The organism is Halocynthiibacter sp. C4 (assembly GCF_028823805.1).
Classification (GTDB): domain Bacteria; phylum Pseudomonadota; class Alphaproteobacteria; order Rhodobacterales; family Rhodobacteraceae; genus Falsihalocynthiibacter; species Falsihalocynthiibacter halioticoli.
This window is the reverse complement of the sequence record NZ_JAPEIE010000002.1, coordinates 400,628-424,469: the sequence shown is the minus strand read 5'-3', so window position 1 is coordinate 424,469 and position 23,842 is coordinate 400,628. Positions and strand designations below refer to the sequence as shown.

Here is a 23,842-nt window from a genome sequence, read left to right as displayed (position 1 = left end):
TGGGTCGGGTTATGCCGCGCGCTTCACCTGTGCGCGTCGGCGCAACATGTTGAGCCCTTCTACGAACGCCGCGAAGGCCATTGCCGCATAGATATACCCTTTTGGCAAATGGTGGCCGAGGCTGTCGGCAATCAGCACCATGCCGATCATCAACAAGAAGGCGAGCGCCAGCATGACAACGGTTGGGTTGGCGTTCACAAAGTTTGTGACCGGCGTGGCCGCGATAAACATAACGGTCACCGCCACGATCACAGCAGCAACCATAATCGGAAGCTCTGTTGTCATGCCGATGGCAGTCAGGATGCTGTCGATAGAAAAAACCGCGTCAAGGGCTACGATCTGAAGGATGATCGAGGTGAAAGAAGCCTTTGGTTTGGCCTCGAACACTGTGTGGGCGGGTTGTGGCTGTACCTTATGTTGAATTTCGGTCGTCGCCTTCCACACGAGGAAAACACCGCCCGTCATCAGAATAATGTCGCGCCAAGAGAACGAGGTTTCAAACATCGGTACGCCGTGTTCATCGAGCGGCCCTTGAATGCCAAGATCAAACACAGGTTCCGTCAGTCCGACAATCCACGCGATGACCGACAGCAGCGCCAGTCGCAACACAAGCGCAAGTCCGATGCCGATTTGGCGCGCGCGCTTTTGCTGGTGTTCGGGGAGTTTGTTGGAAACGATGGAAATGAAAATCAGGTTATCGATCCCCAAAACGATTTCGAGCGTCACAAGCGCGAGAAACGCGGCCCAAGCTTCGGGGGAGGAGAGGAGTTCGAGCATATCAGCCTCTTAGATCAAGAAATTTGCAATCAATACCGCCCAATGTGAGCGAGACGCGCGAAAATTGCGACAGAAAACCTGAATTGCAGCGGAATTTCTATGAGAGCGTGGCTTATGGCTTATCGGTAATGCGCGGAACCGAGCAGGAGCCACGTACGATCAAATCACCATGCAAAAGAGATGTGTCGACGGGAATCGTACGTGTCGGCAGGAAATCCAGCAGATGTGCCATAGCGATTTCGCCAATCTGGCTGCGCGGTTGGCGGATTGTCGTCAGGGACGGGGTTATGTTGCTCGCAAAGGGGATGTCGTCAAAGCCGACGACCGAGAAATCATGCGGGACATCAAACCCGCGCGACTGAAGCGCAGCGATTACGCCAATGGCGGTGTTGTCATTGTAACAGAAGAAGGCAGTTGGCAGTGTATCGCGGATAAAGAGCCGCTCGATTGCGCTGCGCCCGCCTTCGGTGGTGCCATCGCCTTGAATGCGCCAGACGGAGCTTTGATCATAGGCTTGGGAGAGCGCGTCGCAATAACCACGGTGGCGGTTTTCCGAAAGAGCATCCCCCGCAGGGCCAGAGACATAGACGATCCGCTCATGCCCCAATGAGATCAAGTAATCCGTCGCAACCTTGGCGGCGGCGGCGTCATCAACGCCCACATAGCTGATGTCGGGGCGGTTGACGGGGCGGGCGGCGGCGACCATTGGTGGGAAGTTGGCCGTTGGGCTCTGAAGCCACCCTGCGACAGGAAGGTGCCCCGTTAGCAAGATCAGTGCATCGGCCATACCTGTGGAGAGAAACCGCAAGTGTTTCTCTTCAAGCGAGACATCGCCCTCTGTGTTGCCGATCAAAACACCATAGCCGCGGGATTTCGCGACCTTCTCAAGCCCTGTGAGGATGCCGGGGAAGTTGGGGTCCGAGATCGACTGCGCCAGAACCATGACCATTTGCGAACGTTGCATCCGAAGGTTTTGCGCCATGGCATTGGCGGTATACCCTGTTCGAGCGATGGCCGCCGTCACCTTTTTGCGGGTGCTTTCTGCCACTTTTTCAGGCGTTCGAATCGCCCGACTCACAGTTGCGATCGACACTCCGGCAAGCTTGGCGACATCTTCGATTGTCGCGGGTTTTGGGGCTTGTTGCTCCACGGTTTACGCGGCCTCTACTTATCTACTTTCAAAAAACATTCAATGTTTTCAATATGAAAGCCTTTGTGGCTTTGCCTTTTCCTGCATCATATCCGTTGTGTCGTAAAACGCCAATGAAAAGGTTTACAGGTCGCCATGAAAAGGTTTACATTATTTCTGAAAAGGTTTTCATAGTCGGCACTTTCCTGCGGGAGACAGGGGTGTCGTGGGGAGGAAAAAGGAATGCTGGATAGCGTGCAGGCGGAAACGCCCGTGCTCGCCGCAGAGCGCGTCAGCAAATCATTCGGAGCCATTCCGGTTCTGTTTTCAGTGAGTTTTGATCTTCGTGCTGGTGAGGTTCATGCGCTGATTGGTGAGAATGGTGCTGGCAAATCCACCTTGATGAAAGTGCTGTCCGGTTTTCATCCGGCAACCTCTGGAACACTGCGCGTGGATGGTGAGGAAGTTACCCTTCCACCAAACGGGCAGGCCGAGGATATGGGGATCGTATTGATCCACCAAGAGCTTAACCTTGCCGAGCAGATGACGGTTGAAGAGAACATCTTCCTTGGCCGCGAACAGAGCCGCAACGGCTTTCTTGATCGTGCCGCCATGACTGAAGCCGTGCGCAAGATGTTCCTTGACGTTGGGCTTGATATTTCGCCCAAGGCGCGGATTTCGAGCCTATCGATTGCCGAAAAGCAGATGGTCGAGATCGTCAAAGCCATGAGCCGCAATGCGCGGGTTCTGATTATGGACGAGCCGACCGCAGTTTTGACCGAAGCGGAAACCACTGTGTTTTTCGCGCAGGTCGAGAAGCTCAAGGCAAAAGGCACCGCAATCATGTTTGTGTCGCACAAGCTTCAGGAGGTGCAGGCGATTGCGGATCGCGTGACGATCCTGCGCGACGGTCAATGGATTGCAACAAAACCAACAGGTGAGTTCACGCTTGATGCGATGGCGCAGATGATGGTCGGGCGCGAGCTTTCCGATCTGTATCCTCCGATGAACGAAGCGGATGTGGATGCCGAGCGCGTTCTTGAGGTCGAAGGGCTGACGACGCAAAACATTCGCAACGTGAGCTTTGATCTGCGCAAAGGCGAGGTCTTGGGATTTTCGGGGCTGATCGGCTCCGGCCGGACAGAAGTTTTCGAAGCTATTTGCGGGCTCAAGGATATTGATAGCGGCGTTATTCGTGTGCATGGCGAGGAAGTGCGGTTCGCCTCTGTGGCCGATGCGCGGGACGCTGGGATTTGTTATCTGACAAAAGACCGTAAGGAAAAAGGGCTGCTGCTAGAGCAGGAAATGCGCCCCAATATGACGCTGTTGGCGCTGCCGCGCTTTGTAAAAGGCTTCATGATTGACCGTGACGCAGAGCAGGAAGCGCTCGCGCGGGGTATCCGCCGGTTTGATATCCGTGCCCGTGATCCAAAGGTCAAAGCAGGCGATCTTTCTGGTGGCAACCAACAGAAGCTGTTGCTGGCCAAGATCATGGAAGCCGACCCGAAGATCGTCATCATCGACGAGCCGACTCGCGGGATCGACGTGGGAACCAAACAGCAAATCTATCATTTTATTGCCGCGCTTGCGGCGGAGGGGATGTCCGTTGTGGTGATCTCTTCGGAGATGCCCGAGATCATCGGCGTGTGTCACAGGGTCTTTGTGATGCGTGACGGCCAGATCATGGGCGCGCTCACCGGAGACGCCATCAACGAGACAGAAATCGTGCGCTATGCCGCTGGATTGAAAGGGGAGAAACACCATGGCTGAGACAACGGCTGGCGAAACCAAAAATAGCAGATTGCGGAACTTTGACTTCAAGACGATGGGGCCGGCGATTGCGCTGTTGATCCTGTGCATCATCGGGTTCTCGCTAAACTCGGCCTTCTTGAGCGAGGGCAATATCACCAACTTGCTGACGCGGAGTGCCTTTATCGGGATTATCGCAGTTGGCGCGACTTTTGTGATTACGGCGGGCGGCATTGACCTCTCTGTTGGGTCCATGGCGGCGGTGATCGCGGGGATCATGATTATCGTGATGAACAACGCGGTCGAAACGCTCGGCACGGGGGTTGCAACCGTTCTTCTTGGCTGCGGGTGTAGTGTTATTCTCGGGCTTGGTGCGGGATGGGTGAACGGGTTCCTGACGACAAAAGGGAAGATCGAAGCCTTTATCGTAACGCTCGGAACCATGGGGATTTTCCGTTCGCTCGTGACCTATTTCGCGGATGGTGGCACATTGAGCCTCGATTTTGACCTGCGCGGTACATATCGCCCCGTCTATTACGAAGCTTTCTTTGGTCTGCCGATCCCTGTGTGGGTGTTCATCATTGTTTCGATTGCCGGTTGGATTTTGCTCAACCGCACAGCCTTTGGTCGCTATTGTACGGCCATCGGCAGCAACGAAGCCGTGGCGCGCTATTCCGCGATCAAGGTCGACCGTATCAAAACATGGACCTATGTGATCCAAGGCCTCTGTGTGGCTCTGGCAACTATCATCTATGTGCCGCGTCTTGGGTCGGCATCTTCGTCAACGGGTGTCCTTTGGGAACTTGAAGCGATTGCCGCGGTGATCATTGGCGGAACCGTACTTAAGGGGGGCTATGGCCGGATCGGAGGCACCATTCTGGGCGCACTTATCCTGACGACCATCGGCAACATCCTGAACTTCACCGATATGATTTCCAACTACCTAAACGGAACGATGCAGGGCCTGATCATCATCGTGGCGGTTTGGTTGCAGCGCGCCGATTGGGGCCGGAAATCATCCAAGGAATAACGACAACAGAGATTTTGCGAGAAGTGGCGGTCAACCGTCACACCGCAGAAAACGGGCCAATCCGGCCCATCCATAACTAGGGAGGAAGACTATGACATTGAAAAAATCATTGTTTGCGGTAGCCGCAACGGGGGCGATGCTGCTGTCTAGCGCCGTATCCGCTGATGACAAGATCACCATTGGTGTGTCCTATCCAACGCCAACACATGCTTGGGCTGCGGGTATGAACTGGCACGCTGAGCAGGCAGAGAAGCGTCTTGAAGCGCTCTATCCTGACGTTGATCTTGTGCTTGTGAACTCGCCTGATCCAGGAGCACAGGCTTCGGCGATCGAAGACCTTGTATCCGTGAATCAGATTGACGCGCTTGTTGTGCTTCCGTTTGAGTCCGAGCCGCTCACAGATCCGGTTCTTAACGTTAAGAAAACCGGCGCGCTGATCACTGTTGTTGACCGTGGTCTGAGCCAGCCTGGCATCGAAGACATCTATGTTGCGGGTAACAACCCAGAGCTTGGCCGAGTGTCTGCGCAATACATGAAGACACGCCTCAAAGAGGGCGACAACATCGTTGTTCTTCGCGGTATTCCAACGCTGATCGACAACGAGCGTTTTGATGCGTTCATGGCCGAAATCGAAGGCTCCGGCATCAATGTTCTCGATCACAAGCACGCCAACTGGAACCGTGACGATGGTTTTGAAGTGATGCAGGACTTCCTGTCGCGCTTCCCTGACATTGACGCTGTTTGGGCGCAGGACGATGACATCGCAATCGGCGTTGTTGCTGCTCTGAAACAAGCTGGTCGTGATGGCGACGGCATGTTCGTAGTTGGCGGCGCCGGCATGAAAGAAACAATCAAGTCCATCATGGACGGTGACGAACTGATCCCAGTTGACGTTCTCTATCCGCCTTCGATGATCGCAACTGCGATGGACGTAACAGTCAACGCGTTCAAATCGAACGGTCCGGTTGCTGGTCGTTACATTCTCGGCGCGACATTGATCACACCAGAGAACGCAGCAGACTTCTATTTCCCTGACTCTCCTTTCTAGGCCTCCCTTTAGAGTACTGAAAGAAAATGGCGAAATAGATCGGGGGGGCTTCGGCTCCCCCTTTTGTGTGTGTGGTAACGGTTGGTTTACTTGGAGGGGCGTTAGTTTCCTTTGACAGCCACTTGAGCCTCGCGGCCACTTTGTGCCAAGGTCAGGGGATAGTCCTATGTTTTTCTGGAGCAATTCCTTGCGTTTACTATCCCTTACCAAAACTCTCTTACTGTCGTTTTTCTTGGCCTTTTCTCTGTTTATGCCAGCACTGGCACAAGAGGGTGAGGGTGATGATGCGGAATCGGCAAAGATCGAGGCCGCTGTTGCCGAAATTAAAGCCGCCGACCATCGACAGATGAAATTCCTGTTGCTGCCCTATACCGCTGCGGAACTGTCCTCTGCTGCTGACATTTGGCAGGGCGTCTTAAAGCAAGATTTGGTTGTGGTGAGCGGTACCAACTCCAAACTCGAAGTCGCAAGCGGTAAAGAAGCCGATGCGCTCCGCGCCGAATTGGAAACCCAAACATCGGCAATGGCCGATACGCTCGAAAAGTATCAAGACATTCTGAGCAGTTGGGAAGACAAAGGCGGTAACCCAGACGAAATCAAAGTGCACGAAGACTATATGTCTGCGGTATCTTTGGCGACCCTGAGAACCACTGACTTGCAATCCTTGTTGCGTGGTGCCGGTGATTGGCTCATCGCGCTTGATGGTGGTTTGAAAATCCTGCTGATCATTGTCGCAGGTATTGTCGCGTTTTGGATTTTGCGCTTCGTTGCCCGTTTCGTGCGCAACTTGGTCAATCGCAAGATGAACCTTGTGCCGAATGTTTCACGCCTGCTGCGCAATTTCATCGGCACAATCGTTTACTGGGCCGTTGTTGTAATCGGCGTTATGGTCGTGCTCGGCTTTATGGGCGTGAATGTGACACCTCTGTTCGCTGTACTTGGTGGCTTGTCTTTCATTGTTGCCTTCGCCCTGCAGGATACACTCAGCAACTTTGCGAGCGGGTTGATGATTATGTTGCTAAAGCCTTTTGATACTGGGGACTACATTATCACGGCTGGTATTGAAGGTACGGTTGATGACATGTCGATCGTTTCAACGCGTTTGCGAACTGTCGATAACAAGGTCGTTGTTGTGCCCAATAGCAAGATTTGGGGTGATGTTATTACCAACGTTACTGCTTCGAATACGCGGCGTGTCGATATGGTATTCGGGATCGGTTATTCCGACGATGCACAGCAGGCGATTGATGAACTGACAAAACTGGTTGAAGCGCATCCGGCGACCCTCAAAGACCCTGCACCGGAAATCTTTGTTGGTGAGCTTGGCGACAGTTCGGTGAATATCTTCTGTCGGACATGGACCAAGACCGATGATTATTGGGCGTTCCACTGGGATATGATGGGGCAAGCCAAAGAGAAATTCGACGAAAAGGGAATTTCAATTCCGTTCCCACAACGGGATGTTCATATCATTTCGGAGTAACGCGTATGCATAAGCCCGCCCCCAACGGAGCAGCCAACTTCACCACATCGACCTATCGTCGGTGCGGTGATCAAACGGCCATGGCATGCGAAACGGGGCAGGCTATCGATCGCGCAGGTGTTTTAGCAGCCGCGATGAAGGCGAAATCCCCGATGCGTGGAGCAGCATGGTTGGCGACATTCGTCACCACTGTATTGATGGTGTTCCTCTTGTTCTTGGCGCCAGTCTTTGCACAGGACGCCCCGAACACGACCGACTTTCCTCAAGACAGGCAGGTCACGCCGGCGTTTGCTGCAAATGTGAAGCTAGATGGCAAGGAGCTGTTTGTTGTGCGCGGCTCACATGTGCTGCCAGCGGATGAACGCGCAAAAAGAGTCGAAGAGCGATTAATTGAAGCTGCTGAAGCTTCGGATTCCGCGACTGTAGATATTCAAGTTGTCGATGGTGAATTCGGCAAGAACATCATAGTTAATGGCAAGATGGTCACCGTGGTGGCGCCGCTTGACGCCGAATACGAGCAACTGTCACAGGAGTTTCTTGCGGCGTTACAGGCGGAGCGGATTGAGGCTGCTATTCTGGAATACCGAAGCCGTCGCTCCCATTCAGCGCGGGTGGAAAGCACCAAGGAAGCCGTGGCCTATACTATTGGCTTCCTGATTATCTCTTATTTCTTTTTCAGCCGCCGCAAACGCGTGGTTAATGCGGTTGGCCGCGTGGTTAAGAAACAGTCGAAAGACCTTGAAACAGTAACAAAATCTATGGTCCGAACCCGCGCCATTGCGGCGCTTGTCAGCTATTTGATGAATCTGCTGCTTTGGGTCATTTATCTGATCTTATTCTATTACTTCCTCTCTTTTGTGCTGATCTCATTCGCCGAAACACGGATGATCGCCGAGGTTCTACTGTCCACAGTCTCTGATCCGCTAATAAATCTCGTGCGCGGCATTATGGACTACATCCCCAACCTGATTACGCTGATCATCATTTTCATCGTGGCGCGGTTTACGCTTCAGGGGGTGAAGCTATTTTTCGACAATATGGAAAGCGGCCTGATCGAGATCGAATCCTTCGAGAAACAATGGATTGCTCCAACTCTATTTCTGGTGCGCATCGTGATCATCATGATCGCGTTGGTCTTTGCATATCCCTATATACCAGGGTCGAATTCAGCAGCGTTCCAAGGGCTTACACTTCTGGCGGGTGTGATGCTCTCGCTCGGGTCCAACACCGTTGTCAGCAACATGATGGCGGGTCTGTTTGTGATTTATCGGCGCAGTACCAACATCGGTGACCGCATTCAGGTAGGGGACAAAGTTGGTGATGTGGTTGAAATCAAACTGATGGAAACGCTGATCAAGTCGACAAAGAACGAAATGATATCGATCCCCAATGCGCAGCTTCTGAACTCCGAGATTGTGAACTATACGCGCCATGTGGACGGCCGCGGCATCCTTGTCCATACCACTGTTGGGATCGGCTATGAGGAACCGCCAGAGAAGGTTGTGGCCATGCTCAAGGAGGCTGCTTTCCGCACCAAGGGGCTGTTGAAAAATCCTGATCCGTTCGTGCTTTGGACCCAGCTTGGGGACTATGCGATCAACTATGAAATCAACGCGTTTACAACACGGGGCATGTCGCTGCCGAAAATCAGATCTGATCTGCATGAACACATCGTTGAGGTATTCAACGAAAACAGCACCCAGATCATGACGCCGTCTTATATCGCAGATACGGAAATTCCGAAAATTCCCGAAGGTCCGTGGGATGGAAAGCTCGCTCTCGCAAAAAAGCCCGTCAAGGAGCCGGAACCCGCAAAAGAGCCAAAGCCAGAACCCGCGAAAGAGCAAGCGGAGACTAAGGCAGCGGCAAAAACGGAGCCCGCCAAAACGACTAAAGCAAAGCCACGGCGCAGGTCGCTCAGATCTCGCAAAAAATCTTAGCCGTGCAATTTCGCGCGGAAAAAGGAGTACGTAAGTTATGATGAAAGTTATTCTTGGAATCGTTATCGGCGCCGCAGTTGTTGGCGGCGTCTATTACTGGCAAACCAAGCCAGAGCCAACTCCCGCCGAGCGGATCGAAAAGGCGCTGAATGACGCCGGAGATGCCGCCAAGGAAGCGCAAGAGGCGATCAAAGACGGTGCGACCATGGCGGGTAAAGATCTGCAAGCGAAAATGGAAGAGACTGCCGCTGAGTTTGCTGAGAGCATCGGTATGACTGTTGAACAGATGAGTGCCGAGGTTACGGGGCTGGTCGAGAAATGGGAGCAGGAGGGCATCCTGACCGAGAACGGCTTTGATTATAACAAGGCCACTGATGCGGTGAATGACAGCACGCTTGCGCAGGACACCAAAGATCAGATTGACGCGCTTCTTGAACAGATTCGCGACACGCCGGAAGTCTTCGAGCAGAAGTGGAAAGAGATCGGCGCGCTACTCAAGGCGGAAAACTAGGATAAGTGCCGCGCCTCTGTTTTCGCAGGGGCGCTGGCAATCAGGAAAGATAGCCTTAAAAACAAAACAACCGCCCGAAGGCGGCTGTTTTTTGCGGATCATTGCGGCGGCAAACTTGCCTTCGCACATTGATCTAAATGGTGGGCGACCCTGGAATCGAACCAGGCGTGAGTCGCCTCGAGGGAGTTACAGTCCCCTGCCACACCTTGCGGCCTGTCGCCCAACGAGGGAGGGGATACCCGCCTGTGATTAGGGCGTCAACAGGAAAATACCTTGCATCTGCACGCGGGCTCTGCGCATTGTCCGCCGCGCACGTAAACAAAGGCGAATGACCATGCAAAAACCAAAGTGGGTGATTGAAAAAGAGCAGGAAAAACGGGCTTCGGCCAATGCAACGGTGTGGCTGTTTGGTCTGCACGCGGTGCGTGATGCTTTGGTCAATCCCAACCGCGAGCGATTGCGCCTTATCGTTACGAAAAACGCATTCAACAAGCTTGAGGCCGAAATTAACGCCGCGGGAATCACTCCGGAAGTCGTGGACCCGCGTAAATTCACAGCGCCAATCGATCCGCAGTCTGTCCACCAAGGGGCCGCGCTTGAGGTGAAGCCGCTGGATTGGGGGCCCCTTGAGGAGGCCTGCATGGCTGCAGACGGGCAGGTGCCGCGCGTGGTTCTGCTTGATCGGGTCACAGACCCGCATAACGTCGGGGCGATTCTGCGTTCGGCAGAGGTCTTCGGTGCGCGGGCTGTTGTCTCTCTCCTTCGCCATTCGGCACCCGAAACTGGTGCGCTGGCTAAAACCGCATCTGGCGCACTGGAGCGCCAACCCTATCTCCGCATCCGAAATCTCGCCGATGCCATTACGACTTTGCAACAAATGGGCTATTTCGTTCTTGGTCTGGACGGTGAGGCGGAGACTGATATTGCAACAGCAGTTGAAGGCAAGATCGACCGCCCCATTGCGCTGGTGTTCGGCGCCGAAGGGCCAGGGCTGCGGCAGAAAACCAAAGAAACCGTTGATATGCTTGTGAAAATTCCATACGCCTCGGATTTCGGCTCGCTCAACGTGTCCAACGCTGCTGCTGTCGCGCTATACGCTGTGCGCCCATAGGTCGGTTGCCAGAGCACTCGCGCGCGGTCACAGATTTGCGAGGGGGCTTGGATTTTCTGCGTGAAACGTCATCCTTACGTTAACGAAAGGTTTGATATGCTTACACGCCGCCATTTTATTGCTCTAAGTTCTGCTGCCCCGCTATTAGGCGGCGCATCTGTTTTGCGCGCGCACGACCATAATTATGTGTTCAATACCGGCGGTGTTGCGATCAACGGATTTGACCCAGTGGCGTATTTCACCGAAGGCGCCCCAGTGATGGGTGACACGCGCTATGAGGTGAAATGGGAAGGCGCGGTTTGGGTACTTGCGAACATGGAAAACCTCGAGATGTTCATGGCAGACCCTCACCGTTACAAACCGCAGTACGGCGGCTATTGCGCATTCGCGATGTCAAAGGGCGCAGTGGCCCCCACAGAGCCCGATACTTGGACAATCCACGATGGCAAACTTTATCTGAATTATAATCTCGCGGTACGCGATGCGTGGCGTCAGGACATCTCTGGAAATGTTGAGAAAGCCGATGCGCATTGGCCAAGTGCGCTCGGCTAAACGGTTTTCCGTTTAGCGGTAATATCACAAAAACTTGAGAACTCTTTAAACCAGAGACTGCGATACACAACTTATACTGTAGCTAGGGTTTGGAACGCCCGAGCATTTCACTGTCCCTCGTTCCACACTTGCGCCCGTCCTTTCCCCAAGGATCGGGCGCTTTTTCTTTGGTGTGCTGCCTTATCGGGCGGCCTTTTCGGCAATGCCGGAGGTGCCCTCGCGGCGCGCGAGCTCGGCCTCTACTTCGGCCAGTGTGACGCCGCGCGCCTCCAGCATAACGAGGAGGTGAAAGAGCACATCCGCGCTTTCGCAGATCAGTTCTTCGCGGTTGTTCTTAACGGCGGCGATGATCGCTTCAACGGCTTCTTCGCCAAATTTCTCGGCGCATTTTTCCGGCCCTTTGGCAATGAGCTTGGCTGTCCAGCTTTCGCTTGGATCCGCTTTCGCGCGTTCTGATACAGTCTGGGCGAGTTTGGTGATCTGGGTCATGCGTCGAGCCTCACGTCTATGCCATTGGCAGCCATATGTTCCTTGGCTTCACGGATAGTGTAATCGCCAAAATGGAAGATCGATGCGGCCAGAACAGCGGATGCGCCGCCTTCTTTCACGCCATCAACGAGGTGATCAAGCGTTCCGACCCCGCCGCTTGCGATCACCGGAACCGGTACGGCATCAGAAATGGCGCGGGTGAGGGGCAGGTTAAAGCCCGCACGCGTTCCATCGCGATCCATCGAGGTCAAAAGAATTTCACCTGCGCCCTTGGCCACAACGGTTTTGGCGAATTCAACCGCATCAATACCCGTGGCGCGGCGGCCACCGTGGGTGAAGATTTCCCATTTTCCCAGCGACACGGTTTTCGCATCAATTGCCACTACGATGCATTGGCTGCCGAAATGATTGGCCGCATCGGCCACCACATCTGGGTTGGCCACGGCGGCGGAGTTGAAGCTCACCTTATCCGCACCGGACAGCAACAGCTTGCGCACGTCTTCGCGGGTACGAACACCGCCGCCAACCGTTAGTGGCATAAAGCAATGCTCTGCTGTGCGGCGCGCAAGGTCGTACATGGTGCCACGGTTTTCGTGGGTGGCCTTGATATCAAGAAAGCATAACTCGTCTGCACCCGCTGCATCATAAGCTTTGGCGCTTTCAACCGGATCGCCCGCGTCAATGAGATCAACAAAGTTGACGCCCTTCACAACGCGCCCTTCGGCAACGTCAAGGCAAGGAATAATGCGGGTTTTTAGCATGTTGTAGCTCTTTGGGTTGTCGTGCTGTGACACTCATACGGTAAAGCGGCAATGCTGGCCAGAGGTTTGCGCTGCTTTAGGCCAGCACTTTGAGCGCTTCCTTAAGATCGATCGCACCGTCATAGAGCGCTCGGCCAGAGATCGCGCCGTTGAGTTTTGCGCCGCACGTTTTTAGTGCCTCAAGATCAGCAAGAGAGCTCACACCGCCTGAAGCAATCACAGGGATCGAGACCGCATTTGCCAGAGCCGCTGTAGCCTCAACGTTGGGGCCTTGCATCGCACCGTCGCGGTTGATGTCGGTATAGATGATGGCTGCAACGCCTGCGTCCTCAAAGGATTTGGCGAGGTCGGTGACCATCACATCGGTTTCTTCGGCCCAGCCACGGGTGGCCACGCGCCCGTTGCGTGCATCAAGCCCAACGGCCACTTTGCCGGGAAACTCGCGCGCTGCTTCGCGCACAAGATCAGGATTTTCTACGGCCACGGTGCCGAGGATGACCCGCGCCAGCCCTTTGTCGATCCAGCGAGCAATCGTCGCCATGTCGCGGATGCCACCGCCAAGTTGTGCGGGAACTTTGCACTGCTCAAGGATCGCTTCAACGGGGGCAGCGTTTACGGGTTCGCCTGCAAATGCGCCATTGAGATCAACGAGGTGTAGCCATTCGCAACCGGCCTCGACAAACTCGAGCGCTTGTGCAGCGGGGTTTTCGTTAAACACGGTGGTTTGGTCCATGTCCCCTTTGAACAGGCGCACGGCATTGCCGTCTTTGAGGTCGATAGCGGGGTACAGGATCATGGCGGTTCCTCTTGGAATATTCTGTGCGCCCGTCGCCACATAAACCGCGAACAGGGCAGGGTTCGCGCGCTTTTGGCATGGATCGCCGCAGATTGCAAAACCTTGCGGCATTAGGCCGATATTTACAGCGACCCCACGTCAGGCTTGATCGGATTCACATGCCAAGGGCAAAGTAGCGGAAATTGAGGAGGATCAAATGAAGAAGCTTGGATTAAGCATTGCGGCGCTTGTTGTTGCGGCCACAGGTGCTTTGGCAGACCCTGTTGTGGGGGTGTGGAAGACACAGGAAGATGAGGGTGCTTTTGCGCACGTCACGCTGGCGCCCTGTGGTGACAAGATTTGCGGTGTGATTTCGCGGACATTCCGTGCCGAGGGGGAGTTTAAATCTGACACAATCGGCAAACCGCTGGTATGGGATATGGTTGCCCAAGGCGACGGAAACTACAAAGACGGCAAGATCTGGCAGCCGTCCAAAGACAAAGTATACCGCTCCAAAATGGCGCTGAGTGGTGACACTCTCAAGGTCTCTGGCTGTATCGGGCCAATCTGCAAGAAGCAGACATGGACGCGCGTGGATTAAACTGTTCAACCATCACAGAAAAGGCCCGCAGGTTGATGCGGGCCGATTTACGGTTACGGCTTCCAGTTTAGAAAGTTTGCAATCATCCTCAGGCCTGTCGCCTGTGATTTCTCTGGATGGAATTGCATGCCCACAAGGTTATCCCGCCCGACGATCGCTGTAATATCGCCGCTGTATTCAACATGCGCGAGGCGATGAGCGGGGTTATTTACCCGGAAGTGATAGCTGTGGACAAAATAGGCGTGATCGCCTTCGTTGACGCCCTCAAGAACCGGGTGTGGGTTATCAAGTACGAGGTTGTTCCACCCCATATGCGGCACTTTTAGCGTTGGATCAGAGGGTGTGATTTTCACAACATCGCCGCCGATCCAGTCAAAGCCTGCCGTGTCCTTGTATTCGTGGCCTGTTGTCGAGAGCATTTGCATCCCGATGCAAATCCCAAGGAAGGGGCGACCCTTTGCAATGACCGCTTCCTCGCAAGCCTCAAAAAGGCCCGTGTGGTCAAATAATTCGGCCTTACACGCCGGAAACGCGCCATCACCAGGCAATACAACACGATCCGCGGCCAACACCTCGGTAGGGTCGGAGGTTACAACAACGGTGCCTGCGCCTGTTTCGGCGGCCATGCGCTGAAACGCTTTTTCCGCCGAATGCAGGTTGCCGCTGTCATAGTCGATGATCGCCGTGCGCATCAAAGGGCGCCCTTTGTCGAGGGGATGGCGTCTGATTTGCGCGGGTCAACTTCCACAGCCTCACGCAACGCGCGGGCCACAGATTTAAACGTGGCCTCGGCAATGTGGTGGCTGTTGAAACCGTGCATCTGATCGATGTGGAGCGTGATGCCGCCATGCGTGCTAAGCGCCTGAAAGAACTCGCGTACCAATTCAGTGTCGAAGGTGCCGATCTTGGGCGTTGGCATATCGTTGTTCCAGATGAAGAACGGCCGCGCCGAGAGATCAAGCGCTGTACGAATTTGTGCGTCATCCATCGCCAAGAGGCAGGAACCATAACGGCGGATGCCTTTCTTGTCTCCCAGAGCTTGGGTCAGAGCTTGGCCGATCGCGATGCCCACGTCCTCGACGGTGTGGTGGTCATCGATGTGCAGGTCCCCAGTCGCGCGCACGGTGAGGTCGATCAGCGCGTGGCGGCCGAGTTGGTCCAGCATGTGATCGAAAAAGCCCACGCCGGTCTGGTTGTCATAGAGGCCTGTGCCGTCGAGATTTACCTCAACAGTAATGTCGGTCTCTGCCGTTTTGCGCGTAATCTTTGCCGTCCGCATGGTGGTCTCCTGTGGCTTTTGGGGCCTTATAGGCCGCAGTTCTGTGCATTGAAAGAGCAAGTCGCGCCAGCTTGCGAGATGCGTGATCGCCTGTGCCTGAATTGCATCCGGACGGCTTCGAATCAAAGTTGGAATCGTTTTGGCGTTGGGGCTTCTTAAGGCCGGAGAGCACGTGCTTGCTGCCCTCTTTTGCCCAATAATTGTGCAGCACTATGTGTGGATTGGGCCAGTTTGTAGGGTGAAATCTACCCTAACAGGCCTTTTTTAGATGCGGATTTTCTCTGCAATTATTGGGATTTTGCCCCGATTTCGCACCGAAAACCTTGGTGAACCCACGGAAACCTCAACAAAACCCTTGCCGAAACCGGTTTCGGAAATCAGCGTTTAGCTACGGGGAGTCTGAAGTTTGCACAAAAAAACGACGCACAAATCGGCATCACATGCCCAAATGACCGCTGGGATGAAACCGAAACCGGTTTCGTCGGCGGGTGCGCGTCGTACGACGATCTCTGACGTTGCAAATGCACTAGGCATGGCAAAAGGGACGGTTTCGCGGGCGCTGAATGGGTATTCCGATATCAGCGAAGGCACGCGGCTTCGGGTTCAGAACATGGCGCGGCAGATGGATTATCGACCATTGAGCCACGCGCAGGCGATCCGAACAGGGCGCGTGCGCAGCCTCGGTCTTGTTCTGCAAACCGGCGAATATGATGGACACAGCCCGATGCTGGCGGATTTCCTTGCGGGGATTGCCCATGAGGTTGGCACCCAAGGTTGGACGCTGACGGTAGGTGCCGCAACGACGATGCAAGACACGCTCGCGACGCTGAAATCCCTGTCTGAGGAGCGCAAGGCCGATGGGTTCATCATTCCGCGGACTTATACGAACGATCCGCGCGTTGATCTTTTGCGGCGGCTCGAAATTCCGTTTGTGCTCTATGGCCGAACGCAGGATCCGCAGGATTGCGCGTGGTATGACATCCACGGCGGGGAAGCGATGAGCGATGCGGTGGCGCGGCTTGTCAGCTTTGGGCACCGTCGGATCGCCTTCATCAATGGCGGGGTCGAGTATTACTACAGTCGTTTGCGCCTTGCGGGATATTATGCGGGCCTCGATCAAGAGGGCATGACGCGCGAGAGTGCGCTTCTTCGCCAAGGAGCCGTAACAGAAGAACAGGGCGAAGCCGCAGCGCTTGAACTTCTACAGCAAGATTCACCCCCGACAGCAATCATCTGTGCGGTGGATCGCGCGGCACTCGGCGTATTTCGTGCTTTGCGGCGGTTTGGCCTCACAGCAGGGCAGGAAGTTTCGGTGATCGGTTATGACGGGATCGCCGAGGGCGCATTCGCTCGCCCGCCGCTCACCACCTTTGCTGTTGATACCTACAAGGCCGGAAATCGTCTGGCTCATTTACTGATTGCACGGCTCCTCGGCTCTCCGGTCGAGGGGCTACGCGAAACCGATGTGGCTGCCTTGGTGGCGCGTGACTCTGACGGTCCTGCGAAGGTCACATCCGAAGAACTGGCCGTAATTTTGCGGCAAAACTCAACCCAAAACACATAAAAGGGAGGACTTTTCAATGAAGATAAATTCAACAAAAACAGGAGCCTTGATGCTCGGAGCGGCAATGTCGCTTGCGCTTGGGGCCGTGTCGGCCTCGGCGGATATCCGGTTCTGGACAACAGAAACCCAGCCGGAGCGCCTTGAGAAACAGCAAACAATGGCAGCCGAGTTTGAAGCGGCAACAGGAACCGCAGTTGAGGTGATCCCTGTTGAGGAAAAAGACCTCGGAACACGGGCCACCGCGGCCTTCGCAGCGGGCGATTTGCCTGACGTGATCTACCATCCGCTGTCCTATGCGCTGCCTTGGGTCGAGGCTGGTATTCTTGACGTTGACGCGGCCACAGATGTGATTGACGAGCTTGGCGCAGGTACATTTGCCGAAGGTCCGCTTTCACTCGCTGCTGTCGAGGATGGCACCGCATCGGTTCCGGTTGATGGCTGGACGCAAATGGTCGTCTATCGCAAAGACCTCTTTGACGAAGCCGGCCTTGAAGCACCGACTACATACGCCAATGTGCTTGCCGCCGTAGAGGCGCTGCACAACCCGCCAGAGATGTACGGCTTTGTTGCAGCAACAAAAATCGACGAAGGCTTCATGAGCCAAGTGCTCGAGCATGTGTTCCTTGCCAATGGTGTGTCGCCTGTTGGAGCTGACGGGTTCCAGCCGCTGGATGAAGCCGCGACGATTGAGGTTCTGGAATTCTACAAGGCCATCGCAGAGGCATCTCCTCCCGGTGAGTTGTATTGGAAACAGAGCCGCGAGCTCTATTTCGCGGGTCAGGCCGCGATGATCATCTGGTCGCCGTTCATTCTGGACGAGCTTGCTGGCTTGCGGGATTCCGCTCCGCCCACAATCAACGATGACCCAACCACCAAAGACCTTGCAGCAGCCACAGGTATCGTGACCAACTTTGCGGGCCCATCGAATGCCGATGGCGCGGCTTGGGCTGATGTGCGTTATTTCGGGATTACCTCGGATGCTGACACGGATGCTGCGATGGATTTCGTGAAGTTCTCGATGGACGACGGCTACATGTCGACGCTGTCGATTGCGCCTGAGGGTAAATTCCCTGTGCGTCGTGGCAATGCCGACAATGCCAGCGCCTTTGTCGATGGCTGGTCCAAGCTTGACGTGGGTGTTGATCGTAAGGCGCCGCTGAGCGAGCTTTATGCAGCTGAAATGATTGAGGAAATCGTTGGTGGTCTTGACGTTGCACAGCGTTGGGGTGTTGCCGAAGGCCAGCTTGGCCTCGCGTCCAAGATGATCAACAGCCAAGTCATCAACCGCCTCGTGCGCGAATACATCGACGGTGAGCGCGACGCTGCCGCGACGGTTGCTGCTCTGAATGAGGAGCTGGCCAAGATCAACTAGGCCAATTCACTCAAGTCAACAAAAGAGCCGATGGCGCGCCTTTGCCCGCCATCGGCATACGTCCCCAAGGAGCCTCTGAAATGGAAACATCCGACACCGCAAACCACAGTGCGCCGCCCGCCGCTGGCCCCTTGGCCAAGCGCGAGGCACGGTTGGCGTGGGGCTTATTGGCCCCGACGTTGATTAGCGTTGCGATGGTCGTGATCCTACCGCTGTTGTCGATTTTCTGGATTAGTTTCAAGCCGGTTGGGCTTGCGGATTTGCGTCCTCCTGTTCCGATTGTGAACGAGAGCCTACGCGGACGCCCCAAGGTTGGCGGAGACGAGGCGACATTGCGTTATCGGGTGCGAAATTCAAGCCAAGACAAGCCGATAACAGGGGTGAGCTTTACCGATGTTCTGCCAGAGGGGCTTGAGATCACATCTGTCGATCCGCGCTGCGAGATTTCAGGCAGCCTGCTGACCTGTACTGCTGGTGATATCGAAGGCGGTTTCCGCGATGATTTCACGTTGGATGTGGTTGTTTCCCAAGCCTTTATCGATGCCGACCCCGATCTTGATGAAACCGAGGCTGTGGTCACCGGGACTTCAAGCAATATCCTCACGAATTTCTCATTCACGCTAGAGAATTTCGCGCGTGTTTTCGATGGCTCCGAATTCTGGGGCGTGCTTGGCGTAACGATGTTTTACACGGTGTTCGGCACCATAGGCGCGCTCGTGTTCGGGCTTTTTGCGGCGATGTTGTTGAACAAGAGTTTCAAAGGGCAGGGGGTTTTGCGTGGGCTTTACCTTTTCCCCTATGTGTCGCCTGTCATCGCGGTGGCCTTTACGTGGGTGACACTGTTTGATCCCTTTTCCGGAAGCGCCAACGCCCTTTTGATCCAGATGGGCGTGACCGAGGGGCCAATCAACTTTTTCGGTCAAAAACCCTTAGCACTTGTGATGGTGACAGTGTTCGAAATCTGGCGCTATTTCCCGCTTTCATTCCTGTTTATTCTGGCGCGGATGCAATCCATTGACGAAGGCATGTTCGAGGCCGCCGATATGGATGGCGCGAGCCCATTCCAGAAATTCTGGTACCTGAGTTTGCCGCAGCTTCTGGGCATCTTGTCTGTGCTGTTTCTGCTGCGGTTCATTTGGACCTTCAATAAATTCGACGACATTTTCCTCCTGACAGGCGGCAATGCGGGGACCCGCACGCTGACGGTGAATGTCTATGAACAGGCTTTTGCGGTGGGCAATATCGGAGCGGGGGCGGCGGTTGCTGTTGTTGTGTTCTCTGTGCTGCTGATTTTCTCTGTTCTGTTCTTCCGGTACATCAATCAGGAGGAAGGCGCATGATCCTCTTGCGAGTTCCAACTGAAATCTCTGCTGAAATACAAAAGGTTACGCCATGAGGTATATGCGCTTTGGATATGTGACGGCGCCTTTGCTTGGCGCGCTCTGGGCGGTGGTTATTGCGATCACTGTTACGGTTGCGATGAGCTTCATGACCGGCGCACCGTTCAAACCATCCGCGCTTTGGGCGCTGGTGTTTGGCGCGGCAAGCGGGGCAGCGGTGCTCTACCTCGGAAGGTCTGTTGTGATCGGGGCGGCTGTTGTGGTCTTTGCTGCGGCGGCGGGCGTTGGTTTCGGGCCGATCGTCGTGGGCGAAGGGGTTCCGCTGGTGCTGACGCTCTTGGGTGGTGCGGCTTGCGGGCTGTTTGTGGCTTGGCCATTGGTGACGATCCTTAAGGGGTGTCCAGCTGGAGACCTAACCCGCCACGAGTTTGAAGAGGCAATTCTGCGCTTCTTGGTTGGTGTGGGCTATATCTTTTTCACGGTAATTGTTGTTGTCCCGTTTTACGTCATGGTTATGACCAGCATGAAAAGCCAGCAGGCGCTCTTACAAAACCCGCTGGATTTCAGCCTTGATTGGAGCCAAGGCCTTGGGCTTTTCCGGAGCTATTTCGAGCTGTTCGCGGATTTCAACTTTGACCGTTACCTGCTTACGTCGCTGTTTGTCTCTGTGATGACCGTATTGATCACGCTCGCGTTTTCGGTCCCCGGTGCTTACGCCGTCGCGCGGTTGCGGTTTAAGGGGCAGAAGGCATTTTCGCGTTCAATTCTGCTGATTTATATGGTGCCGCTCATCGTTCTTGCGCTGCCAATCTATATTGGTTTCTCGATGATTGGCCTCCGAAACTCGATCTTTGGCATCCTGCTGATCTATCCGGTCACAACCATTCCCGTGGCGCTTTATATGCTTCAGGGGTATTTCCGTGGCCTCCCCGGCGAGGTCGAGGAAGCGGGGTTGATGGACGGCCTTAGCCGCCTTCAGGTGATCTGGAAAATCACGTTGCCGCTGTCGCTTCCGGCGCTGGCCTCTGTGTCGCTCTATGTGTTCATGATCGCGTGGAACGAGTTTCTTCTCGCTTTCATGCTGCTGGATGATCCCTCAAAGTTCACGCTCACCCGTGGGGTGGCGATGCTCAACTCTTCCGAAATACCGAGGCAGCACCTCATGGCCGGTGCGGTTATCGCAACTGTGCCGATTATGGTGCTGTTCCTCGGGCTAGAACGTTTCATGACCAAGGGCCTCACCGCCGGGTCAGTCAAAGGATAAGACTATGAATTTCGACAAAATTGACCGTGAAGCGCGCAAGATTCTGCGCCGGAATGATCGCGGCGGCTATACGGTTCCAACGGCGGGGCTGTATCCATATCAATGGAACTGGGACAGCTGTTTTGCCGCGTGGGGGTTCTCGACCTTTGACGTGAAACGCGCATGGTTCGAAATCCATACACTGTTCACCGGACAGTGGGACAACGGCATGCTTCCGCACATCATTTTCCACAAGCGAGCAGACGGGTATTTCCCCGGGCCGGATGTCTGGGATGTGCCACGGGTGCCGCATACGTCGGGCATCTCGCAACCGCCTGTGGCCGCCACGATGATCCGCTCGATCTATGAAGCAGACAAGCGCTATGGCCGCGTGCACATGGAGTTGATCTATGGCCGTTTGGTGTCTTGGCACCGCTGGTTCATCAAAAACCGCATGGAGCGGGGGATGATCGCCATTACTCACCCATGGGAAAGCGGCCGTGACAACGCGCGTGATTGGGACAAGGCAATGGCCAATATCGACCCAACCGGTGTTGGCGAATACCATCGGCGAGACACCGATCATGTTGATCCGGAAATGCGCCCCAAAAAGGAAGATTACGACCGTTACCTCAAGATCGTTTATCACAACCGAGATTGCGGTTGGAACGAAGAGAAGATCGCCAAGACGGGGCTGTTTCGCGTGGCGGATGTGGGCATTACCTTCATTTTCCTGCGGGCGTGTCGCGACTTGTTGCACATTGCTCTAGAGCTTGATCACGAAACCGCAGAGATCGAAGGTTGGATCAAAGACCTTGAAGCGGGTGTCGAAAATCATTGGAACCCTAAGGGCTTCTATGACTCTGTTGATCTAAAGACGGGCGAGTTTACGGACTCGCTCAGCTCCGCGTCCTTCTTTGAGTGGTACTCGGGGATGAGTGGTGATCGGATGCTTGGGCATCTTAACCGTATCCTTGACGAGGTGAAGTTCGGCGTGCCGTCAAACGATCCAGAGGACGAGCATTTCAACCCCAAACGATATTGGCGCGGCCCTGTCTGGGGCATGGTTAATACGCTTATCGGTATCGGGTTAGACGAACAGGGCCACATCAAAACCGCCGAGCGCCTTCGAAAGGAGACGCAGGAGCTGATCGCCGAGCACGGCTTTTATGAGTATTTTAGCCCGCTCGATGGCGCTCCCGAAGGCGGTGATGTGTTCACATGGACGGCGGCAATCTGGCTGACATGGGCCGGACCACATGCGAAAGGGAGGTTCTAATGGGAGCCATTACGCTTAAGGCCGTTGAGAAATATTACGGCGATTTGCAGGTCATCAAGGGCGTGGATCTTGAAATCACCGATGGGGAATTCATCATTTTCGTTGGGCCGTCAGGCTGCGGTAAGTCTACGCTGTTGCGGATGATCGGCGGGCTTGAAGAAACTTCGCGCGGTGCGATCTTGATTGATGGCAATGACGTAACGGCCGATCCGCCGAGCAAACGCGGCCTGTCGATGGTGTTCCAATCCTATGCGCTCTACCCGCATATGTCAGTGCGCGACAACATGGGCTTTTCGCTCAAGACAGCGGGCGCTCCCAAGGCCGAAATCGAGGAAAAAGTGAACGAGGCCGCTCGTATCCTCAAGCTTGAACCGCTTTTGGATCGCCGCCCAAAGGATATGTCTGGCGGGCAGCGGCAGCGGGTGGCCATTGGCCGCTCTATTGTGCGTGCGCCAACGGCTTTCCTCTTTGATGAGCCTTTGTCGAACCTTGATGCGAGCCTGCGTGTCGATATGCGTTACGAGATTGCAAAGCTGCATCAAAACCTTGCGGCAACAATGATTTACGTAACCCACGACCAGACCGAAGCCATGACTTTGGCTGACCGGATCGTGGTTCTGGACGGTGGCTATATCGCACAGGTTGGCACGCCGCGTGAGCTTTATGAAAATCCGGCAAACCTCTTCGTGGCGCAGTTTATCGGTTCGCCGAAAATGAACGTTATGCCCTGCGAAGTGTCGGGCAAAAGCTATACCATCGGTGGCACCGGCGGCGGCGCGTATGATCGCGCGGGGGCTGCTGTGCAGGTTGGGTGCAGGCCCGAGCATATCAGCTTTACAAAGGCTGGCGAGGGTACGCTTGATGGCACTGTTGATGTTTTGGAGTACCTTGGCGCTGATACATTTGTGATTGTGGATGGAGGCGCAAGCGGCCAGATCACCGTACGTGTTGAGGGAGACACAAAGGTGAAATCAGGTGATCGCGTCGGGCTAAAGTTTGATCCAAAGCGCCTGCATTTCTTTGATGCGGAGGGGCTCGCGGTTTAGGCTTCGCGCCAGTCGCCAGAGGCCAGCCCGTCAAGCGACCATTCGCCGATGGAATAGCGGATGAGCCGCAGTGTCGGCGCGCCGACTGCGGCCGTCATGCGCCGGACCTGTCGGTTGCGCCCCTCGCGAATTGTAAGTTCAAGCCAGCTGTCAGGCACGGTTTTTCGAAACCGGACAGGAGGCGTGCGGGGCCACAGAATGGCCGGTTCATCAATTCGTTTCACCTCGGCGGGGCGGGTCATCCCATCTTTGAGCTTCACCCCGCTGCGGAGTGCGTCAATCGCGGCGTCATCAGGCTCCCCTTCAACTTGTACCCAATAGGTCTTGGGCATTTTGAATTTCGGGTTTGCGATCTTGGCCTGAAGCCGCCCGTTGTCCGTCAGTAACAGCAGTCCTTCGCTATCCTTATCAAGCCGTCCCGCCGCATAGACACTCGGCACGTCGATATAATCCGAAAGCGTTTGCCGCGTGCTGCCTTCGGTGCCTTTGTCTGTAAATTGCGACAAAACATTAAAGGGTTTGTTAAAGAGGATAAGTTTGCTCATGCCTCTTTCCTGCCCGAGGCGAATTGGCGCGGCAAGGGCGTATTTCGGAAAACCTTGGCGGCGTTTCCAATTTGATAAGAATTGGCTGATATCAGGGCAATAATGCGTGATGGCAGGGAAAGTCGCCGTGAAAGTCGGGGGCAGGTCTTGCAGCCCGTGTGATGCGGGCATAAGACTCATGAGGATATTTATGCGCGTTTGATTGAAACGCTTAACAG

The 23,842-nt window shown here is 54.9% G+C and carries 23 protein-coding genes and 1 tRNA gene; 15 read left to right on the top strand and 9 right to left on the bottom strand.

All coding sequences use genetic code 11. The features are described 5' to 3' along the window. Positions 1-9: 9 nt before the first annotated feature. On the bottom strand, positions 10-777 hold the full coding sequence (locus OU789_RS09155) for a TerC family protein (RefSeq protein ID WP_263952722.1): 768 nt from the start codon (positions 775-777) through the stop codon (positions 10-12). 112 nt (positions 778-889) lie between these two features. Beyond that, positions 890-1,927 (bottom strand): LacI family DNA-binding transcriptional regulator, encoded by a 1,038-nt coding sequence (locus tag OU789_RS09150; protein ID WP_274655233.1) that lies wholly within the window; start codon positions 1,925-1,927, stop codon positions 890-892. 222 nt (positions 1,928-2,149) lie between these two features. Between OU789_RS09150 and OU789_RS09145 the strand changes: the two genes are divergently transcribed. The 6 genes from OU789_RS09145 (at position 2,150) to OU789_RS09120 (ending at position 9,667) form a co-directional block, all read left to right on the top strand. Next, positions 2,150-3,676, top strand: a complete 1,527-nt coding sequence (locus OU789_RS09145) for a sugar ABC transporter ATP-binding protein (RefSeq protein WP_274655231.1) — start codon at positions 2,150-2,152, stop codon at positions 3,674-3,676. Beyond that, positions 3,669-4,685: an ABC transporter permease gene (locus OU789_RS09140; RefSeq protein WP_394358471.1), complete on the top strand. Its 1,017-nt coding sequence runs from the start codon at positions 3,669-3,671 to the stop codon at positions 4,683-4,685. The genes OU789_RS09145 and OU789_RS09140 overlap by 8 nt, the downstream gene beginning before the upstream one ends. A 91-nt stretch (positions 4,686-4,776) precedes the next feature. Beyond that, a complete protein-coding gene (locus OU789_RS09135; RefSeq protein WP_263952725.1) occupies positions 4,777-5,733 on the top strand; it encodes a substrate-binding domain-containing protein in 957 nt (318 codons plus the stop codon). A gap of 187 nt (positions 5,734-5,920) precedes the next feature. After that, positions 5,921-7,216, top strand: a complete 1,296-nt coding sequence (locus tag OU789_RS09130) for a mechanosensitive ion channel family protein (protein ID WP_274655228.1) — start codon at positions 5,921-5,923, stop codon at positions 7,214-7,216. A gap of 5 nt (positions 7,217-7,221) precedes the next feature. Then, positions 7,222-9,156: a mechanosensitive ion channel domain-containing protein gene (locus tag OU789_RS09125; RefSeq protein WP_274655226.1), complete on the top strand. Its 1,935-nt coding sequence runs from the start codon at positions 7,222-7,224 to the stop codon at positions 9,154-9,156. 37 nt (positions 9,157-9,193) lie between these two features. Then, complete coding sequence (locus OU789_RS09120; protein WP_274655224.1) at positions 9,194-9,667, top strand: hypothetical protein; 474 nt, start codon at positions 9,194-9,196, stop codon at positions 9,665-9,667. Between the two features lie 138 nt (positions 9,668-9,805). Here OU789_RS09120 and OU789_RS09115 read toward each other — a convergent pair. After that, positions 9,806-9,889 (bottom strand) — tRNA-Tyr (locus OU789_RS09115). 112 nt (positions 9,890-10,001) lie between these two features. Between OU789_RS09115 and rlmB the strand changes: the two genes are divergently transcribed. Together rlmB and OU789_RS09105 are read left to right on the top strand one after the other, a co-directional pair. Next, positions 10,002-10,778, top strand: coding sequence for a 23S rRNA (guanosine(2251)-2'-O)-methyltransferase RlmB (gene rlmB, locus OU789_RS09110; RefSeq protein WP_274655222.1), 777 nt, complete (start codon positions 10,002-10,004; stop codon positions 10,776-10,778). Between the two features lie 60 nt (positions 10,779-10,838). Further along, entirely contained in the window at positions 10,839-11,330 is a 492-nt protein-coding gene (locus tag OU789_RS09105) for a YHS domain-containing (seleno)protein (RefSeq protein ID WP_274655220.1), read from the top strand. 180 nt (positions 11,331-11,510) lie between these two features. On the opposite strand, the gene OU789_RS09100 is transcribed toward OU789_RS09105, so the two are convergent. The 3 genes from OU789_RS09100 to hisA all read right to left on the bottom strand — a co-directional run bounded on the left by OU789_RS09100 (position 11,511) and on the right by hisA (position 13,376). Then, a complete protein-coding gene (locus tag OU789_RS09100) occupies positions 11,511-11,819 on the bottom strand; it encodes a phosphoribosyl-ATP diphosphatase (protein ID WP_274655218.1) in 309 nt (102 codons plus the stop codon). Beyond that, the gene (gene hisF / locus OU789_RS09095) at positions 11,816-12,580 is read right to left on the bottom strand and encodes an imidazole glycerol phosphate synthase subunit HisF (protein WP_274655216.1); all 765 of its coding nucleotides are present in this window, start codon (positions 12,578-12,580) and stop codon (positions 11,816-11,818) included. The genes OU789_RS09100 and hisF overlap by 4 nt, the downstream gene beginning before the upstream one ends. Positions 12,581-12,656: 76 nt before the next feature. Continuing rightward, the gene (hisA, locus tag OU789_RS09090; protein ID WP_274655214.1) at positions 12,657-13,376 is read right to left on the bottom strand and encodes a 1-(5-phosphoribosyl)-5-[(5-phosphoribosylamino)methylideneamino]imidazole-4-carboxamide isomerase; all 720 of its coding nucleotides are present in this window, start codon (positions 13,374-13,376) and stop codon (positions 12,657-12,659) included. Between the two features lie 196 nt (positions 13,377-13,572). Here hisA and OU789_RS09085 point away from each other — a divergent pair, with 196 nt between their 5' ends. Beyond that, positions 13,573-13,956 carry a DUF2147 domain-containing protein gene (locus OU789_RS09085; RefSeq protein WP_274655212.1) on the top strand — a complete coding sequence of 128 codons (384 nt, stop codon included), beginning with the start codon at positions 13,573-13,575 and terminating at the stop codon, positions 13,954-13,956. A gap of 53 nt (positions 13,957-14,009) precedes the next feature. Here the strand turns inward: OU789_RS09085 and hisH are convergent, their stop codons facing one another. After that, on the bottom strand, positions 14,010-14,648 hold the full coding sequence (gene hisH / locus OU789_RS09080; RefSeq protein ID WP_274655210.1) for an imidazole glycerol phosphate synthase subunit HisH: 639 nt from the start codon (positions 14,646-14,648) through the stop codon (positions 14,010-14,012). After that, positions 14,648-15,235: an imidazoleglycerol-phosphate dehydratase HisB gene (hisB, locus tag OU789_RS09075; RefSeq protein ID WP_263952736.1), complete on the bottom strand. Its 588-nt coding sequence runs from the start codon at positions 15,233-15,235 to the stop codon at positions 14,648-14,650. Before hisB ends, hisH begins: the two co-directional genes overlap by 1 nt. A gap of 460 nt (positions 15,236-15,695) precedes the next feature. On the opposite strand from hisB, the gene OU789_RS09070 reads away from it, so the two are divergent. From OU789_RS09070 to OU789_RS09045, 6 genes are all read left to right on the top strand, one after another. Next, positions 15,696-16,799 carry a substrate-binding domain-containing protein gene (locus OU789_RS09070; RefSeq protein ID WP_274655208.1) on the top strand — a complete coding sequence of 368 codons (1,104 nt, stop codon included), beginning with the start codon at positions 15,696-15,698 and terminating at the stop codon, positions 16,797-16,799. Positions 16,800-16,815: 16 nt separating this feature from the next. Continuing rightward, positions 16,816-18,171 (top strand): ABC transporter substrate-binding protein, encoded by a 1,356-nt coding sequence (locus tag OU789_RS09065; RefSeq protein ID WP_263952738.1) that lies wholly within the window; start codon positions 16,816-16,818, stop codon positions 18,169-18,171. Between the two features lie 80 nt (positions 18,172-18,251). Next, on the top strand, positions 18,252-19,511 hold the full coding sequence (locus OU789_RS09060; RefSeq protein WP_274655206.1) for a sugar ABC transporter permease: 1,260 nt from the start codon (positions 18,252-18,254) through the stop codon (positions 19,509-19,511). A 52-nt stretch (positions 19,512-19,563) separates the two neighbouring features. Beyond that, a complete protein-coding gene (locus tag OU789_RS09055; protein WP_274655204.1) occupies positions 19,564-20,775 on the top strand; it encodes a carbohydrate ABC transporter permease in 1,212 nt (403 codons plus the stop codon). Positions 20,776-20,779: 4 nt separating this feature from the next. Continuing rightward, positions 20,780-22,033, top strand: coding sequence for an MGH1-like glycoside hydrolase domain-containing protein (locus OU789_RS09050; protein ID WP_274655202.1), 1,254 nt, complete (start codon positions 20,780-20,782; stop codon positions 22,031-22,033). Next, a complete protein-coding gene (locus tag OU789_RS09045) occupies positions 22,033-23,079 on the top strand; it encodes an ABC transporter ATP-binding protein (protein ID WP_274655200.1) in 1,047 nt (348 codons plus the stop codon). Before OU789_RS09050 ends, OU789_RS09045 begins: the two co-directional genes overlap by 1 nt. Here the strand turns inward: OU789_RS09045 and OU789_RS09040 are convergent. After that, entirely contained in the window at positions 23,076-23,624 is a 549-nt protein-coding gene (locus OU789_RS09040; RefSeq protein ID WP_274655198.1) for an rRNA large subunit pseudouridine synthase E, read from the bottom strand. The genes OU789_RS09045 and OU789_RS09040 overlap by 4 nt on opposite strands. Positions 23,625-23,842: the final 218 nt, after the last annotated feature.